Below are 17,285 nucleotides of genomic sequence, written 5' to 3'. Positions count from 1 at the left end.
AGATGCCAAATAACAACTATCTGAAAGCCAGTACATGCACAACATTCTGCAGTTCTCGCCACAACTAACCGCGCTTGAGTTTTTTTCAGGCATTGGCTTGGCTCGTGCCGGCATGGCAAAAGCCGGAATCAAAACAATCTGGGCAAATGACATAGACCATACTAAATGCGCCATGTACAGCCAGTGCTGGGGCGATGAGCATCTAGTCGAGCAGGATGTCCACACACTCGACCCCGACCTAATACCCCAAGCCGACATCGCATGGGCGTCAAGCCCTTGCACAAACTTATCTCTCGCGGGAAACAGGGAGGGACTTATCTCTGGCAAAGAGTCCAGTGCGTTCTTTGGCTTTATTAAGGCCATCGAAGGAATGAGCGATCGTGCCCCGCGGGCACTTGTTCTCGAAAACGTCATCGGCCTTGCCACGTCTAATAACAGTGATGACTTTAGACTCGTTTGCCAGGAATTTAATCGTTTAGGCTATTCATGCGACGCTTATTTTATCGATGCACGGCACTGGCTTCCCCAGTCACGCCCCCGCATGTTTGTCGTCGGATTAAAAAACCCTCTTCCCAACAGCCGACTCGATTCCTCGCTTCGACCTGAAAAGGTCTCCTGGATTCACTCCGACCCTTCACTCATTACGCACGTCTCTCACCTAAACGAGCCGAGCCCACTTCGCATGACGGGCCTTGCAACGGTTGTTGAAGATATTCCCGAGGACGACAAGCGTTGGTGGAACAAAAACCAAGTACAAGCATTTATCGACTCACTTGCACCGCATCAAGCAGAGCGCCTTCAGCGCTTCTTAAATGCCAAAGGAAAAATTGTTCGCACTGCTTACCGTCGCACGCGATCAGGCGTTGTGCGCTGGGAAATCCGTGAAGAAGAAATTGCCGGATGTCTAAGAACGGCTCGCGGCGGCTCATCAAGACAGGCAGTCGTGATATGCGAAAACGGAAAGATAGAAGTTCGCTGGATGACTGGAACCGAATATGCCCGTCTCCAAGGTGCTGACTCATGTCAGTTTAGCGGCTTCTCGGATGCTCAGATTCGCTACGCATTCGGCGATGCAGTTGCCGTGCCAGTTGTCACTTGGCTTATAAAAAATGCAGTCAAACCCGCGCTTATGTCTTCAAGGAACGGAGTGAACAATAATGGAAATGACCAATTGCTCCTTGAACGAGCCCGATAAAGATATCTTGGATGCCATTGAACTCTGGTACGAATCCAAGCGCAGCAAGCGAGGCAATGTCAACCGTAACGTCATGGCGGTTGGCATAGGCATAAGCGAGCTGTTGCAAAACCGTTTTCCGCTCACCAACGATTATGTGCAATCGGACAAGGGGAGCCAAGTACGAGGCCTAAGTGGAGCATGCATCAAAACAGTTTTAGCCAGGCATGGGGAAATGCGTGCCTTCGCATCAGAGGGCGGCAGAACCTCACGCGGCACACTCCCGATGGCGCTTGAGCTTGCCACAATTATCAACTCTACCCTACCCAGCGACACTTGCGAAGACACTCGTCTTGAAGCTGCGAACGCAATCGCCAATTTCTTCGTCGAGCGAATCCAGGTCGATTTCTTTAACCGGCAGAGAATCAAAGTCGAAATCGATCTTCAAAAACCAATTTCTGTCATTGTCGATGATATCCTAGCCGAAGCAAGCCTACGGTCCGATAAGCCAACGGGTACCGTCGCACAGCACCTGGTAGGCGCAAAACTAGAGATGTTATTTCCAACCATAGAAATCGGAAAGGACAACTCAAACGCTGCCGACCAGCAAACAGACCGTTCTGGCGATTTCCAAATCAATGATGCTGCATTTCACGTGACTGTATCGCCAATGGCAAAATTGACCGATCGATGCCGAGATAACATTCGAAATGGCATTCGGCCCATCGTCGTTGTCCCCCACGATAAAGTTTCCTTCGCTTACGGACTGTTCGAAAGTGAGGGACTCGGCAATCGCGTACAGGTTATCGCGCTCGAATCGTTTATCGGCATCAATATTGAAGAATTATCGTTCTACAAGCGAGACCTAATTCGATTAAATGTCGCACGGCTTCTTGCCCACTACAACAAGCGAATCGAAGATATCGAGCCCGACAAATCCCTTCAAATAGAAATTCCTCAGTGGGCTCTAGACGAAATGGATGCACATGGCGAATAGCTCAAACATACTTATCACTCATGATCTGGACGGTGCCGCGCTGGCGGCGCCTGTTGATGCTGCGCGCCGCAACGGGGCTGCATACAAGACGCGCACGATCGACGACCTTCGCATTAAGGACGATCGCCTGCGCGCCGCCATCGAGGGCACGGGACAACTGCTGTTCGACGGCGGCATGGGTACCATGCTGCAGGCGGCCGGCATGAAGGCCGGCGCCCTGCCCGAGCTGCTCAACTTTGAGGAACCCCAGGTCATTACCGATATTCAGCGTCAGTACGTCGAGGCCGGCTGCGACGTGATCACCGCCAACACCTTTGGCGCCAACGCCCACAAGCTCGACGGTGCCGCCACCGTGGCAGATGTCTTTGCCGCCGCTGTCGCCTGCGCCCGCGCGGCCGGTGCCCGCTACGTCGCCGGCGATATCGGCCCCATCGGCGCGCTGCTTCGCCCCTTGGGTACCCTGAGCTTCGACGAGGCCTACGACCTCTTTGCCGAGGAGGTGCGCGCTGGCGTCGCCGCGGGCGTGGACCTCTTTATCATCGAGACCATGACCGACCTGGCCGAGATCAAGGCGGCGGTCCTTGCCTGCCGCGAGAACTCCGACCTGCCCGTCTTTGCCACCATGACCTTTGAGGAAGACGGTCGCACGTTCCTGGGTACGAGTCCCGAGGTGGCCGCCATCACGCTCGATGCCATCGGTACCGACGTCCTGGGCATTAACTGCAGCCAGGGACCGGCCGAGCTCCGAGGGCTCGCCGCACGCATGCTCACCGTTACCGATAAGCCCGTTATGGTGCAGGCTAACGCGGGACTGCCCCGCGTGGACGACGACGGCAACACCGTCTTTGATATCCAGGCGCCCGAGTACGCCGTGGCCGTCGCCGGCATGATCGAGGACGGCGTAAGCGTTGTGGGCGGCTGCTGCGGCACCACGCCGGCGCACATGGCAGCGCTGCGCACGCTTATCGATAACCACACGCCCAGTCCGCGCCACCGCAAGCCCAGCATGTCGGTCACAAGCGCCCAGACGGTCGTGGACCTCCCCTGCGATGGCCACAAGATCGCTGTCATCGGCGAGCGCATCAATCCCACCGGCAAAAAGCGCCTACAGCAGGCCCTGCACGACGGCGACCTTGACTACGTCGTGAGCCAGGGCATCAGCCAGCAGGAACAGGGCGCCGATATCCTGGACGTCAACGTCGGCCTGCCCGAGATCGACGAGGTCAAGATCATCCAGCAGGCGACTGAACAGCTCCAGGGTTCCACACTGCTGCCGTTGCAGATCGACTCCACCGACCCCGCAGCCGTCGAGGCCGCCGTGCGCCGCTACGCCGGCAAGCCCATCATCAACTCGGTTAACGGCAAGCAGCAGATCATGGATGAGATCTTTCCGCTGGTCGCCCACTATGGAACCAACGTCGTCGGCCTCACGCTCGACGAAGGCGGCATCCCCGATACCGCCGAGGCTCGCTTCGCCATCGCCGAGCGCATCGTGGCCGAGGCCGCCCGCTACGGCATCGGCCCGGACCGCATCCTCATCGACTGCCTGGTCATGACCGCCTCGACCAATCAACGCCAAGCCGAACAGATCCTGCGCGCCATGTCCCTGTGCAAGAAGCGTCTGGGCGTCAAATGCGCGCTTGGCGTGTCGAATATCAGCTTTGGCCTGCCCGCGCGCCCGCTGCTGGGCTCGGTCTTTTTGGCCGCCGCCTTTGGCGCGGGCCTGGACGCCCCCATCATGAACCCGGGCTCCAAGCGCTTTATGGACACCGTCTACAGCTATCGCGTCCTGAGCGTTGAGGACGAGGGCTCGACCGGATACATCGAGCGCTATGCCGGCTGGACCGATCCGTACAAGATCGCCGCCAACCCGGCAGCGGCTCAGGCCACATCGACCGACACCGTGCCCGCTGCTGGCACCGCTGGCACCGACGGCAACGACGACCCCATCCGCCACATGGTCGTCTCGGGCCGCAAAGGCGAGATCGCGGCCGAGACCGAGCGCCTGCTGGCCGACCACGACGCTATGGACCTCATCAACAACCACTTTATCCCCGCCCTCGATGAGGTCGGAGTCCTCTTTGACCAGGGAAAGTTCTTCTTGCCGCAGCTCATGGCCTCGGCCGAGGCCGCGCGCGTGGGCTTCGACACCATCAAGCGCCTGATGCCCGCCGGCGAGATTGCCGACAAGGGCAAGATCTGCGTGGCCACCGTTAAGGGCGATATCCACGACATCGGTAAGAACATCGTCAAGATGCTGCTCGACAACTACGGCTACACCGTCTTTGATCTGGGTCGCGACGTCGATCCGCAGGAGGTGCTCAAGACCGTCAAGGAGCGTGACATTAAGCTCGTCGGCCTCTCGGCGCTTATGACTACCACCGTCGTGGCCATGGAGGAGACCATCAAGCTGCTTCATGCCGAGGTGCCGGGCGTCAAGATCATCGTGGGCGGCGCCGTGCTCACCCCCGAATACGCCAAGCAGATTGGCGCGGACTACTACGCCAAGGACGCCGCCGAGAGCGCGCGTATCGCCGAAGAGGTCTTTGGGCAGTAACACAACGGAAACAACCGAGCACTAAAACGTGCCGCACGCGCCACCTGGCGCGTGCGGCACGTTAAAATAGATAAGACTATGCTCGTTTTGGCAGATAGGAGCACAAGGATGGCGATCACGCCCGCAGAAATCGCGGAAACCCGCGGCATGGTTGAGGAACAGAACCTCGACATCAGGACCATCACCATGGGTGTTTCGCTCATGGGTTGCGGTGACGAGAACCTCGACCGCATGTGCACGAAGATCTACGACCACGTGACGCACACGGCTGAGCATCTGGTCGAGACCGCCGAGAACCTCGAGCGCGAGTACGGTATCCCCATCGTCAACAAGCGCGTTTCCGTCACCCCGGTGGCGCAGATCGCCGCGTGCTGCAAGGATGAGGACCTCACCCCCATCGCGCACGCCCTCGACCGCGCGGCCGAGACACTCGGCATCGATTACCTGGGCGGCTTCTCCGCACTCGTCCAGAAGGGCATCGGCGACGCCGATCGCCGCGTTATCCAGTCCATCCCCCAGGCGCTCGCCACCACGAGCCGCGTCTGCTCCAGCGTCAACGTCGCCAGCCTGCGCGCCGGTATCAACATGGATGCCGTGCTCATGGCCGCCCAGACCATCATCGATGCCGCTAAACTCACGGCCGACCAGGATTCCGTCGGCGCTTCCAAGTTTGTCTGCTTTGCCAACATGGTCGAGGACTCCCCGTTTATGGCGGGCGCCGTCCACGGCGGTGGCGAGGCCGACGCCGTCATCAACGTAGGCGTCTCGGGCCCCGGCGTTATGGCCGCAGCCTTGGAGACGCTGCCCGATTCCGCCTCGATGATGGAAGTCGCCGAAAAGATTAAGCAGACCGCCTTTAAGATCACCCGTGCCGGCGAGCTCATGAGCCGCGAGGCCGCCCATCGTCTGGGTGTCGAGAAGGGCATTGTCGACCTGTCGCTGGCTCCCACGCCTGCCATCGGCGACTCCGTCGCGCGCATCCTCGAGATCATCGGCGTGGGCACCTGCGGTGGCCCGGGCACGACCTGCGCGCTCGCCATGCTCAACGATGCCGTCAAGAAGGGCGGCGTCATGGCCAGCTCCAGCGTGGGCGGTCTTTCCGGCGCCTTTATCCCCGTGTCCGAGGACGCCGGCATGATCGCCGCCGTCGAGGCCGGTGCGCTTTCGCTCGAGAAGCTCGAGGCCATGACCTGCGTGTGCTCCGTCGGCCTGGACATGATCGCCATCCCCGGCGACACCCCGGTCGAGACCATCGCCGGCATCATCGCCGACGAGATGGCCATCGGCGTCATCAACAACAAGACCACGGCCGTCCGCGTGATTCCCGCCATCGGCAAGGGCGTGGGCGACTGCGTCGAGTACGGCGGCCTGTTCGGCCGTGCACCCATCATGCCGGTGAACCCCAACGCCGGCACCGTGCTTGCCCATCGCGGTGGACGCTTCCCGGCACCGCTGAACTCGCTCAAGAACTAGCTGAGGGGTGCTGGCGAGGAGCCCCGGGGAGGGCAAATATATAAGGTCGCCTGCTCGGACAGTCCTGACTCGCACGGAGAGCACATTAAGTGCTCTCCGGCTCGTGCGGAACTCGCGATCGACCTTATATATTTGTCCTCCCCGGGGCTCCCGCACAACGGGACCTCAGTTGGGTTCTATCCCGGTTGCAGTTGCTTCGCTCCTGCACCACTTGGCTGGTGCGGCGTTTTGGCGTTGGAACGGTTCTTTTTCTGATATATGCTTGTTGCGGCTCTTCTTTTGGGAGGGGCCGCTTTTTTTGTTGTGTGAGGAGGTTGGCCCGTGGTTGATGGGGAGATTCGTTCTGAGCTGCTTGCTGCGGATTGGAATGGCGAATGGATGCGTCTGCAGGCCGCTCGGCATCGGGCTGATGATTCTTTTGAATGGGATAAGCGAGCTCGACATTTTCGACCTCTTGAGACTGCCCCTTATGCTCGGGATTTTATAAAGCTGTTGGCACTTGAGCCCGGCGAGTCGGTGCTCGATATGGGGTGTGGGGCTGGGTCGATTGCTATTCCGCTTGCTCAGGCTGGGCATCCTGTGATTGCGGCTGATTTCTCCCCTGCCATGCTGGGCACCCTTGATGCTGGCATTGAGTATTACGGACTCGAGGATCTTATTACGCCGCTTGAGCTTGCTTGGGATGATGATTGGGATTTGGTTGGACCGGTCGCGAAAACGGTGGATGTTGCCTTTGCCAGTCGGTCGGTTACGACGACCAATCTAAAAGGTGCGCTTGCCAAGCTTGACCGTGCGGCTCGTCGGCGTTGTGCTGTCACGATGGTCGCTAACTCCAGCCCGCGCTATGATCTGCACTTGATGAACGCTATCGGCGCCTCGGTTACCTGCAGCAATGGCTTTGTGTACGCCTTCAACATCCTCATTCAGATGGGTGCGTTGCCGCAGGTTACATACTTTGAATCGCCTCGTCGCGATACCTTCGATAGCCTTGAGGCAGGCGTGGCGGATTTTTCCCGTATGCTCGAGCATGGCAACGAGGATAAGATCGACCGCCTGCGCGACTATATCGCTCAGCACATGATCGAAAACCCCCATGCCGGCGAGCCGGGCTCCAAGGGCGTGCCGCAGGGGCGCTATATGCTCGACCATATCCGTAAGGTTCGCTGGGCGTTTATTGCATGGGAACCGGTCTCTGAATCCCGCTCGTAGCCCGTTCACAGCCCGCACTGCCCATCACCTCGGCATCCGCATTCTTTTTGAACTGGGCAAACGCGCTCCACACCGCGCCGCTCCTGCGCTATCGTGGGACAGCTCACGTAGATTAAGGCCCCGTCGCGGGGCGCCCCATACATAGAAAGCGAGAACCCATGGCACTGACAGGAGCCCAGGTCAAGCAGCTTCGCAGCATGGCCCATCACCTCAACCCCGCCATCATCATCGGTAAGTCCGATGTCAACGAGGGCACCGTCGAGCAGACGGTCGCCTACCTGGAGAAGCATGAGCTCGTTAAGTGCTCCGTGCTCGATGGCTCCAGTCTTTCCGCCCGCGAGGCCGCCGAAGAGCTCGCTGAGCGTTGCCACGCCGAGGTCGTCCAGGTCATCGGCCGCAAGTTCTCGCTGTATCGCGAGTCCTCGCGCAAGGACATCGAGAAGATCAAGCTCGTCTAAGAGTCAATGATCCGGCGAACCAACACATAGCAAGCATACGGGTGCCCAAGTACTTCGGGCGCCCGTTTTTTATCGCTCGACCAGCACGCGATTGAGCCGCCCCTCCACCAAGCGCTCGTATAGACGCCGCGTCTCGGGCTCGGGCACGCCATTGACCTGCTCCCTCAGATGGTGCATATGCCCACTGTATAGCTCGACGATATCGCGCCTCCGCCCCGCCGCACTGTAGACACGCATAGCGCAGCGCACCATATCCTCACGCGCCGTTTCCTGTCGAAGACCCGACTCCGCCAGCCAAATCGCCGACTGCAGATCGTTTTCTTCTAGAGCGGCATTTGCTCCCTTAATCATGCAATCGATGTACTTTGACTGCATAATGCGTCGCATACGCAAAAAGTAGGTGGGATTACAGCCATTGGGAACATACAGCGGTCCGGCATAAAGCTGCTCAATCTTAAGGCACAGCTCAACTAAATGGGGCCCGCGCGCACCCGTGCGATTTCCCAAAACCTCGCGGCTTATCTGGTCAAACAGCCGTACATCGGTCTTGACGTAGTCGCCGTTGAGTCCGATGCATTCATTTTGGATGAGCACGCACGACTTGCCATCCGGCGTCGGTCCCAAAGCCGACCGCAAGCGCGATATCGTCGAGTACAGGTTGTTGCGGGCGCTATTGAACTCGGCATGGGGCCACAGCTCCATGGCCAACGTCTCACGATCGACGAGTGCATCCATGCCCAGCGCAAGCCGCTCGGCAAGTGTCGCCGCCTTCTTGCGGCGCCACATTTTGTCCGTGATGGGAAACCCGTCGCGCTCGGCGCGAAACGCACCAAACATGCGAATCTCGATATGGTCAATGGTATCAACGGCTTCAACCTCGCCGGCCTGGAACAGGCGCTCGCCCTCCCCTTCCAAATCGTCGCGCAGCGAGTACCGCGACAGCTCGCGCACGGGAAGCTTCTTGCGAATCCTGGTCGCCGGCTCGCCCAGACAATGCATGGCAAGGCGCGCAAAGAGCCGATACGATGGCTCCAGAATCCCCGCACGATTCATGGACATCCAGGCCGCAAGGTCGCTGTCTCGGCCCGCACAGGCCAAATGCAGCGCCACCATCCAGGCCTCCGCTCCACCAACCTGCGTCTGGCTTATATCGAGCAACTCCGCTTCCTCACGTACCGAAACCATCGAGGTGTTACGCAGATACGCCGCGCGCTCCAGCAGCAATGCGTTATCGCGCATGTACGCAATCGACTCCTCGGCAAGTTTGAGCACTTGGACCGCACGGAACTTTGCATTAACCGGCCGTCCCTCTGCCAGCGACTGCCAGCCTTCTAGCAACAGGCCAAACAGCTGAATCTGGTTATCGCGCATGCGCACGGCAAAACGATCGAGCTCGTTGAACGCCGCGTCGTCGGTTACCGGCAGGCCGGAAAGGAGCCGCCGTGCCGCCAGCACCATGCGCACCCAGATAGCCATCGCCTTAAGCCCACGCACGTCGAGCGCCTCCCGCACCACCGTCATCTCGTCGTCGCGCTCGTCGGTTCCCGTAAACGACCCGTCAAAGAGCTCCACCAGCATGCTATCGGCCCGTATAACAATCCCCGCGATGTCGAGCTCACAGTCGTAGGCCTTGCTCGTTTTGAGCTGCTGTAGAACGCCGCCGTCATCTCCCCGCTCGGTCAGGCAGCGCTTGACCTCGATATGCGCGGACAACATATCGAGTGCGGTATGGGATGTCTCGATTTCTGGCACGGCCAGGTTCGTAGGAAGCCCAAGCCCGTTGTCCCCATAGCAAACAGCCGTCAGTGTCTGGGCCACTCTCCATGAAACAGGGTCTATTTCGCAGGCCGCCCGTTCGCCCCCGCGCTCGATGACCGATGCCATATAGCGAGCGAGCTTTGTATTGGACACGCTGACCGCTGCCAAATACACGCCGAGCGCCTCGGCAGGCGTTGGCTCTGGAGCCGGATCGTCGGCATCGATCGTACCCAGCGCTGCTCGGCAGATATCGGCCCCGTGCCCCGTCAGAGCAAGATCGACCCCATACTGCCCAGCAAGTTCAAGGACCGCTCCACGGTCCAAAAAGGCGTCCGCCAGGCCCATCGCCGCATCGCATCGGCCCGCTTTAAGCAAAATCCGGGCCGCCCTCGGAACAAGTTCGGGGCGAACCTCGGCCACCAACTTACGCAAACGCAATCGTCCGTTATCCTCCGTGCCCAGACACGTAAAACTCCGCTCGGCGGGATCCAAGCCAAAGATCGGGTAGTCGCGTACAAAGTAGGACTGGTCGACCATCGATAGCCTCACCCCGCAAGCCTCGAGTTCTGCGATATTGCCCTCGCCCATCAAAATCATGAGACATGCCACGCAAAACAGCGCATTATTGTCGAGCGAAGCCAGGTCGACAAGTGCCGCGCCATATACGTTGACAATCTCGTTTTCGAGCAGACCGGCTACGTCGCCTTGGCCATACAGACCCGTCTGCAATGCCGAGACGAGCTCGGGCACACCCTGCGTGAGCTGATAAAAGTCGAGCGATGTGCTGATCGAAAACGCCGATGCCCACGCCGAATACTCATAGGCATGCACCTTGAGCATCTGCGCATTGATCTTAACCGAATCGCCCAGCCCATGAATCAGCTGACGATTTGAAGGACGGCAGGAGATAAAGACCCCTACCCCCATAGCGCGCAGGCCGCGAATCCTGTCGATGAGGTCTTCGGTATCGCGCTGATCGAGGTTTGGCACATTATCAATCGCGATAAGGGAGTGCGGTTTGTCTTTGAGTTCTTCGGTGACCACCTCGAGCTGCATAAACACCTCGCGCCCAGTGGCGCGATCGGCCTCGATAATCCGCACGGGGCCTCGCGTCGGGTCGCATTTAACCTCATGGGTGTACTGCAGCAGCACCGAGGTCTTCCCAAACCCGTCGGGCGCATAAAGAACCACGATGCCGACCTTTCGGCCCTTGGCGATAAGCTCATTCATCAAGCGTTCGCGTCGCACCATATAGCCTCCGCCCAGCGGCATCAGCTCGAGGTCGTCTATACTGCCCAAATCGTTTACCATGCCCGCTCCTCAACTCGACCGTATGGACACTGTAACCGCAAGACCATACAAGCCGCGCTATGAATAGAGCGACCTTGTGTTTTAGGTTGTCTTTTGGTACGCAAGCGGCAAGTTTTTGTACAGCGAGGGCCGATTGTTATTAATCCCCCGACTAATCGGTCTTTAAGCAGGTAAATGAGCTTGTCAGCTTGTCCCATCCAAGCGGCAGTGTAACGCAAATGAACAAGGTTCAGCCATGTCATTCAACTCGCCTAGCACCCGCTACCGTCTACGACCTTTTAGTGGCATTTTTGCATAGAATCTGGTATGGAATGAATCAAGCTGTTTGACATCCGGCATTCGTCAAGCTTGCGGCAAGATTTTGGTCAAGCGGGCGGAAAGGGATAGCAAAAAGGCCCCCGCAAAGCGGAGGCCTTAGGCAAGGCTATGTCGAGCTGCAGGATTCGCGCTACTCGCAGAGCGAAAGGGCGGCCTCGTCGGCAACGACGACGCAGTTGGTGTGCAGTTGCAGGATCGAAGCCGGGCACTTGGGCGTAACCGGACCATAGCACATATCGTGCACGGCCTGAGCCTTGGCCTCGCCGTTGGCGACAACCAGGATCATGCGGGCATACATGATGGTCTGGGTGCCCATGGTGTAAGCCTGACGGGGCACAGCATCGATGCTGTCGAACAGGCGGCTGTTAGCCTGAATGGTGCTCTCGGTCAGGTCGACGCAGTGCGTACCCTTGGAGAAGTGGTCATCGGGCTCGTTGAAGCCAATATGACCGTTATTACCAATGCCGAGCAGCTGCAGATCCGGGTAACCGGCGGCAGCGACGATCTTGTCGTACTCTGAGCAGGCAGCAGCGGCATCGGGGTTGGAGCCATCGGGCACGTGCGTGTTGTTCAGATCGATATTGATGTGATCGAAGAAGTTCTCGCGCATAAAGTAGTGATAGCTCTGGGGATCGTCGTGCGAAAGACCACGATACTCGTCCAGGTTATAAGTGCTGACCTCGGCAAAGTCGACGTCACCCTTCTCGTACCAAGCGGCGAGCTGCTTGTAAGCGCCAATCGGGGTGGAGCCGGTGGCAAGACCCAGCACGCAATCGGGCTTGAGGATAACCTGGGCCGAGATGATATTAGCGGCCTTGCGGCTCATATCCTCGTAGTCTTTAGCTTTAATGATTTTCATTACGCGTCCTTTCTCGTACAAGAGAGGCAAGGCTCCCCTTACAAGCACTTGCCCGCGGCCCGCGTCGGCCGCAACCAACGTGTGCGGCCACCAGGGCGAGGTCGCGTAATATATGTGTCTCGTGTCTAACCGCGTCGAGGCCCCTGCCCGTCCACGGTGACCCAAAGCTGTTTAGCTTCGGACAATCCCCATCTTGCCACGGAGGGCGCCCTCTTTCAAGGGCGCCCTCCGTAAACGTGATTGAATTGTAGGCTAAAGGCCAAGCGGAGCGACTAGCGCTCGCGAGCAACGATGAGCTGGTCCATCTCCTCGACATGCTCGCCAACGGAGCCCTTGATGCTCGAGAACTCAACAGAGTTGCACACCAAGATGGGAACCGTCACATCGTAACCCTCGGCAGCAATTGCCTCGCGATCGAACTCGATGAGCACGTCGCCCTTATGGACGACATCACCCACCTGTGCATGCACGCTAAAATGCTTGCCCTCAAGCTGGACAGTGTCCAAACCAACATGGATGAGCACGTCTAGACCATCGACCGTGTTGAGCGCAACGGCATGACCCGTGGGAAAAATCGCCTCGACCTTAGCGTCAGCCGGAGCAATCACACGTGTACCCGTAGGCTGAATCGCCACGCCCTGGCCCAAAAGGCCGGTAGCAAACGTCTGGTCTTTGACCTCGGATAACGGAATGACGTCGCCCGAGATGGGAGCATCCAGCGTAAGGACTCGACCACGCATACCAAAAGACCTCAGGACTTTAGTGAACATGCTCCCCCTCGGACATACCAATCAATCAAAATAACTTTAACAGTTTACCACTTGGCACCCGTTTTTGACCATTAGGGAAGTTCGCGCTTGACAACCTCGACGATGTCGTCAACCACACGCTGGGTCAACTCGTGCGTCTCGGCCTCGGCCATCACACGGACCAGCGGCTCGGTGCCACTCGGACGTACCAGAATGCGGCCGCGACCGTTGAGCTCCTTCTCGGCGGCAGCGACGGCGTCCCAAATGGGCTGACAATCGTCCAGGCCGGCCTTATTGTCGGAATGTACGTTGATAAGTACCTGCGGGTACTTCTTCATGATGCCGGCAAGGTCGGTGAGGGTGCGGCCGGTGCGCTTGAGCACGGCCAGAAGCTGCAGGGCCGTCACCAAGCCGTCGCCGGTGGTGTTGTGCTCCAGGAAGATGATGTGGCCGGACTGCTCGCCGCCGATGACGGCACCGTCCTCGAGCATACGCTCGAGAACATAGCGGTCGCCCACGGCGGTCTGGACCATCTCGAAGCCCTGCTCCTTCATGGCGATGGAGAAGCCTAGGTTGCACATAACGGTCGAGACGATCTCGGAGTTGGCGAGCTTGCCGCGAGCGGCCAAGTCGGAGCCGCAGATGGCCAGGATGTAGTCGCCATCGATTTCGTTGCCCTCGCTGTCCACGAACAGCACGCGATCGGCGTCGCCATCGTGAGCCAGACCGATGTCGGCGTGGGTGCGCAGCACGAGCTCACGCAGGGGCTCAAGATGAGTGGAGCCGCACTCGACGTTAATGTCGGTGCCGCAGTAATCGGTGTTGATGGCATGGACCGTGGCGCCCAGGCGCTGCAGTGCGGCGGGCGTGGTCTGGCAAGAAGCACCGTGGCCGCAGTCGACGGCAACAACCAGGCCATCGAGTTTAAGGCCGTCGAGCGTGCTGATGGCATGATCGACATATGCCTTGCGGGCGTCCTTCATCTTGATGATGTGACCCACACCGGCGCCGGTCGGCAGCGTGTCGGCAGCCATGGCCTCCTCGGACATGACCCAGGCGCTGATCTCTTCCTCGACAGCATCGGGAAGCTTCATGCCCTTGCGGCTAAAGAACTTGATGCCGTTGAACTCCGGCGGATTGTGCGAAGCAGAGATGACGATACCGCCGTCGAGCTCGTTTTGGACGGTGAGCAGCGCCACGGCCGGCGTAGGGATAACGCCGCAGCAGTGCGGTCGGCCGCCCTCGGCCATAATGCCGGCGGTCAGAGCACTCTCGAGCATGGTGCCCGAAAGACGCGTGTCACGGCCGATGCAAATGTCCGGACCAAGGAACTTGGTCGCCGCACGGCCAAGACGAAACGCGAGGTCGCACGAGAGGTCGGCGTTGGCGACGCCGCGGACGCCATCGGTACCGAAGATGTTCTGGGGCATAGGATCGCTCCTTCCCAAGTGGGCAAAACGCAGTCGCCCACCCTAGTCGAAAAAGAAAAGCGGGACCCGCCGAGCAATCGGCAGGCCCCGCTTGTACATTGTATCTCGTAAGGAGATAAAACCTTAGCGCTTGGAGAACTGGGGAGCGCGGCGAGCCTTCTTGAGGCCGTACTTCTTGCGCTCGACCACGCGAGCATCGCGCGTAAGGAAACCGGCCTTCTTGAGGTCAGCACGGTAGTCGCCAGCGTTCAGAAGAGCGCGAGCGATGCCCAGGCGCAGAGCGCCGGACTGACCGGAGATGCCGCCGCCATCGCACAGAGCGATAACGTCGAACTGACCGGCGGTGTCGGTCACCTTGAAGGGAGCAAGGGCGTTCTCAACGAGCTGATGACGGCCGAAATACTGCTCGGCGTCACGCTTGTTGATGGTCACCTTGCCGGTGCCGGGGACGAGACGGACGCGGGCGACGGCGTTCTTACGACGGCCGGTACCCTGGTAGACAACGGTGTTCTCAGCCATCTTTAAGCCTCCAGCTCAATCTTCGTGGGGTTCTGGGCAGCGTGCGGATGCTCGGCACCAGCGTAGACCTTAAGCTTGGTCATCTGGGCACGGCCGAGGGTGGTCTTGGGCAGCATGCCGCGAACGGCGCGCTCGATGACCTTCTCCGGGTGCTTCTCCATAGCCTGGCGGAAGCTCTCAGCCTTGAGGCCGCCGTTGTAGCCGCTGTGGCGATAATAGGTCTTCGTGTCGGCCTTGTTACCGGTAAGCTGGACCTTATCGGCGTTGATGACGACAACGAAGTCGCCGCAGTCGCTGTTGGGCGTGAACTGGGGCTTGTTCTTACCGCGCAGGATCATTGCGATCTGGGTGGCAAGACGGCCCAGGACAGCACCATCGGCGTCGACGAGAACCCAGTTGCGCTGGACCTCGCCCTGCTTGGCGTAGTGAGTCGATTTCGAAATCACTTAGACTCCTCCATGTACAGTACGTGTTGTTACAGAGATTCACGGGGCTCTGCAAGTAACCCGTCCATATTACCCCGCTCGCCGCTCGAGTCAACAGGTATTTTGGCTCCGACCAGAGTTTCTGCACATGTCATCCATGGGTCATGACGTCGCGACACTAGCGCTCGACAAATGCCTCGATATCACTCAGTAGGCGCTTTGCCTCCTGGCGGCCCTGAATATACAGGTCGAGGAGCTTTGCCGGATCATGCTCAACGTGACCGACCTCGACCGGCTTTTGCGGAGCAACGACCAGCGCGCGGCCCTCACGCTCATACTTCCATAGATGCATGCGCTGGATGTTATAGCGGTCGTGGCGCGTCTCGATAGCCTCGAGCAGGTAGGGGTAGTCGGCATAGCGAGCGCGTGCGGCGGGCATAAACTCGTAGGGCTTTTTCTCGTACGAGCGGTCCTGCGTGACAATGACAACCGCGCGATCGAAGCCCGCCTCCTCCAGCACGTGCTCGACGGGGACCGAATCGGCTACGCCGCCGTCGACGTATTTGTGCCCATCGATCTCGACCGGCGGCGTCACCAGCGGCAACGAGGTCGAGGCGCGCACGGCGTCGAGATCGAGCACGGCGCTTTTGACCGGGAGGTACGCGGCGGTTCCAAAGAGCATGTCCGTCGCGACGGCGTACATCTCGATGGGGCTCGCGTCGAACGTCTCGTTGTCAAAGGGGTCCAGGCGGTCCTGGACATCGTTGAAGATAAAGTCGTAACCCACGATGGAGCCCGTGGACGCAAACGATGCGGCGCCCATGAAGCGGTTGTCGTTGCAGAAAGCCAGGTTGATGCGGTTGGCACGGCCGATCTGGTGCGACTTGTAGTTCACGCCGTTGAGGGCGCCGGCCGATACGCCGTACACCGCCGGAATTTCGACACCGGCCTCCATGAGAACGTCGAGCACGCCGGCGGTAAACTGCCCACGAAAACTGCCACCCTCCAAGACGAGCGCGACCTTGCCGGCGTTCTTTGCCTTATCTTCTGCAGTCATATTGACCTCCTGCGATTGCGTTTTGGCTTTCTTCTACCCAGTTTTGGGATGGAGGGCGCGCAGGTTTTTCGAGGCGGCAGGTGAAGCGGAAAGTGTATCCCGGTCTGAGCGCGGATTCCGGGATGAACTTTCCACTTGAGGCGTCATCCGGAAAATGTATCCCATTCCGAGCTTAGATTCCGGGATGCGGTTTCCGCTTGAAACGTCATCCGGAAACCGCATCCCAGTCTGAGCCGGAATTCTGGGATGGATTTTCCGCCTGGGGCGACGTTGATGCGGGGCATGGCAGGCTGCAGTCCGATCGGCATCGCATCTGCATAGGGTTGAAGCTTTGCGCGGAGAATCCGCGTATTTGCTTCGCAAATACGCACCGGCTTCGGCCGCCTGCCGGCGTCCTCGCCCGCTCGCTACAAACGCTTCGCGTTTGCTTAACGCTCGCGCCCTGCACAGAGTTCGATTCTCCGCGGTGCGGACAAGAAATAAAAAGGCAGGTAGATATGAGTATCTACCTGCCTGTTACTTATGGTGGAGGCGCGGAGAATCGAACTCCGGTCCACGAAAGCCCCCTGATTGGCATCTCCAAGCTCAGTCGCTGGTTTAGTCTCGGACGCTTTGCGCGCAGCGACACGCTCGCGGCGTCCTAACCGGTTCGGTCTTAGCCTGCGCCATACCGATTACGTGCGCAGGAGCATTCCCCTAAAATGACGTCGCGCCGGTGTCGGGGAAATCACCGGGTTGACGCGCCGCTATAAATTAAGCAGCGAGAGCCATAGGCTCAAAAGAAGAGTTGTTGTCAATTCAATTTGACGGTACCCCTGTTTAACGAGGCGAGGAGACCTCGGCTTGCTTCCTCTCTCAGAGCTATCGTGTCGAAACCAGTCGCCCCCGAATGCTGGGAAAGTCTGGATGGCATCGGGCACAAAAGCACCCAACAGCCGTCGACTTTTCAAGGAACATGCGGGACGAGCCCCGCTTGTGGAGTGTTATCTTA

13 protein-coding genes and 1 other RNA gene are annotated in these 17,285 nt (G+C 59.1%); 6 read left to right on the top strand and 8 right to left on the bottom strand.

The genetic code is table 11. The features are described from left to right. Nucleotides 1-34 precede the first annotated feature (34 nt). The 6 genes from LCQ44_RS05290 (at nucleotide 35) to LCQ44_RS05265 (ending at nucleotide 7,868) form a co-directional block, all read left to right on the top strand. On the top strand, nucleotides 35-1,195 hold the full coding sequence (locus LCQ44_RS05290) for a DNA cytosine methyltransferase (RefSeq protein WP_225093241.1): 1,161 nt from the start codon (nucleotides 35-37) through the stop codon (nucleotides 1,193-1,195). Next, entirely contained in the window at nucleotides 1,158-2,171 is a 1,014-nt protein-coding gene (locus LCQ44_RS05285) for a DUF4928 family protein (RefSeq protein WP_225093240.1), read from the top strand. The genes LCQ44_RS05290 and LCQ44_RS05285 overlap by 38 nt, the downstream gene beginning before the upstream one ends. Further along, nucleotides 2,161-4,728, top strand: a complete 2,568-nt coding sequence (locus tag LCQ44_RS05280; RefSeq protein ID WP_225093239.1) for a homocysteine S-methyltransferase family protein — start codon at nucleotides 2,161-2,163, stop codon at nucleotides 4,726-4,728. Before LCQ44_RS05285 ends, LCQ44_RS05280 begins: the two co-directional genes overlap by 11 nt. Before the next feature lie 108 nt (nucleotides 4,729-4,836). After that, nucleotides 4,837-6,201: a PFL family protein gene (locus tag LCQ44_RS05275; RefSeq protein WP_035136908.1), complete on the top strand. Its 1,365-nt coding sequence runs from the start codon at nucleotides 4,837-4,839 to the stop codon at nucleotides 6,199-6,201. 321 nt (nucleotides 6,202-6,522) lie between these two features. Beyond that, nucleotides 6,523-7,410: a methyltransferase domain-containing protein gene (locus tag LCQ44_RS05270; protein ID WP_225093238.1), complete on the top strand. Its 888-nt coding sequence runs from the start codon at nucleotides 6,523-6,525 to the stop codon at nucleotides 7,408-7,410. Nucleotides 7,411-7,568: 158 nt separating this feature from the next. Beyond that, nucleotides 7,569-7,868, top strand: coding sequence for a YhbY family RNA-binding protein (locus LCQ44_RS05265; protein WP_006234690.1), 300 nt, complete (start codon nucleotides 7,569-7,571; stop codon nucleotides 7,866-7,868). A 69-nt stretch (nucleotides 7,869-7,937) separates the two neighbouring features. On the opposite strand, the gene LCQ44_RS05260 is transcribed toward LCQ44_RS05265, so the two are convergent. From LCQ44_RS05260 to ssrA, 8 genes are all read right to left on the bottom strand, one after another. Then, nucleotides 7,938-10,937 (bottom strand): AfsR/SARP family transcriptional regulator, encoded by a 3,000-nt coding sequence (locus LCQ44_RS05260; protein ID WP_225093237.1) that lies wholly within the window; start codon nucleotides 10,935-10,937, stop codon nucleotides 7,938-7,940. A gap of 448 nt (nucleotides 10,938-11,385) precedes the next feature. After that, on the bottom strand, nucleotides 11,386-12,114 hold the full coding sequence (gene nagB / locus LCQ44_RS05255; protein ID WP_225093236.1) for a glucosamine-6-phosphate deaminase: 729 nt from the start codon (nucleotides 12,112-12,114) through the stop codon (nucleotides 11,386-11,388). Between the two features lie 272 nt (nucleotides 12,115-12,386). Beyond that, a complete protein-coding gene (locus LCQ44_RS05250; protein ID WP_117839977.1) occupies nucleotides 12,387-12,884 on the bottom strand; it encodes a PTS sugar transporter subunit IIA in 498 nt (165 codons plus the stop codon). 71 nt (nucleotides 12,885-12,955) lie between these two features. Then, nucleotides 12,956-14,293: a phosphoglucosamine mutase gene (gene glmM, locus LCQ44_RS05245; protein WP_225093235.1), complete on the bottom strand. Its 1,338-nt coding sequence runs from the start codon at nucleotides 14,291-14,293 to the stop codon at nucleotides 12,956-12,958. 123 nt (nucleotides 14,294-14,416) lie between these two features. Then, nucleotides 14,417-14,812, bottom strand: a complete 396-nt coding sequence (gene rpsI, locus LCQ44_RS05240) for a 30S ribosomal protein S9 (protein WP_022094634.1) — start codon at nucleotides 14,810-14,812, stop codon at nucleotides 14,417-14,419. 2 nt (nucleotides 14,813-14,814) lie between these two features. Further along, complete coding sequence (rplM, locus tag LCQ44_RS05235; protein ID WP_022094635.1) at nucleotides 14,815-15,258, bottom strand: 50S ribosomal protein L13; 444 nt, start codon at nucleotides 15,256-15,258, stop codon at nucleotides 14,815-14,817. Between the two features lie 157 nt (nucleotides 15,259-15,415). After that, entirely contained in the window at nucleotides 15,416-16,294 is an 879-nt protein-coding gene (locus LCQ44_RS05230) for a patatin-like phospholipase family protein (RefSeq protein WP_225093234.1), read from the bottom strand. A gap of 523 nt (nucleotides 16,295-16,817) precedes the next feature. Then, nucleotides 16,818-17,181: a transfer-messenger RNA gene (ssrA, locus tag LCQ44_RS05225) on the bottom strand. Nucleotides 17,182-17,285 lie beyond the last annotated feature (104 nt).

Origin of the sequence: Collinsella aerofaciens (assembly GCF_020181355.1) — a bacterium.
Classification (GTDB): Bacteria; Actinomycetota; Coriobacteriia; order Coriobacteriales; family Coriobacteriaceae; genus Collinsella.
The sequence above is the reverse complement of the archived record's forward strand: the minus strand, read 5'-3'. Positions and strand labels throughout refer to the sequence as shown.

What these genes read in the sequence shown, in the direction of transcription:
- LCQ44_RS05290 (WP_225093241.1), top strand. Translation starts at nt 35, where the DNA reads ATGCACAACATTCTGCAGTTCTCGCCACAACTAACCGCGCTTGAGTTT.
- LCQ44_RS05285 (WP_225093240.1), top strand. Translation starts at nt 1,158, where the DNA reads ATGGAAATGACCAATTGCTCCTTGAACGAGCCCGATAAAGATATCTTG.
- LCQ44_RS05280 (WP_225093239.1), top strand. Translation starts at nt 2,161, where the DNA reads ATGGCGAATAGCTCAAACATACTTATCACTCATGATCTGGACGGTGCC.
- LCQ44_RS05275 (WP_035136908.1), top strand. Translation starts at nt 4,837, where the DNA reads ATGGCGATCACGCCCGCAGAAATCGCGGAAACCCGCGGCATGGTTGAG.
- LCQ44_RS05265 (WP_006234690.1), top strand. Translation starts at nt 7,569, where the DNA reads ATGGCACTGACAGGAGCCCAGGTCAAGCAGCTTCGCAGCATGGCCCAT.
- LCQ44_RS05260 (WP_225093237.1), bottom strand. Translation starts at nt 10,937, where the DNA reads ATGGTAAACGATTTGGGCAGTATAGACGACCTCGAGCTGATGCCGCTG.
- nagB (WP_225093236.1), bottom strand. Translation starts at nt 12,114, where the DNA reads ATGAAAATCATTAAAGCTAAAGACTACGAGGATATGAGCCGCAAGGCC.
- LCQ44_RS05250 (WP_117839977.1), bottom strand. Translation starts at nt 12,884, where the DNA reads ATGTTCACTAAAGTCCTGAGGTCTTTTGGTATGCGTGGTCGAGTCCTT.
- glmM (WP_225093235.1), bottom strand. Translation starts at nt 14,293, where the DNA reads ATGCCCCAGAACATCTTCGGTACCGATGGCGTCCGCGGCGTCGCCAAC.
- rpsI (WP_022094634.1), bottom strand. Translation starts at nt 14,812, where the DNA reads ATGGCTGAGAACACCGTTGTCTACCAGGGTACCGGCCGTCGTAAGAAC.
- LCQ44_RS05230 (WP_225093234.1), bottom strand. Translation starts at nt 16,294, where the DNA reads ATGACTGCAGAAGATAAGGCAAAGAACGCCGGCAAGGTCGCGCTCGTC.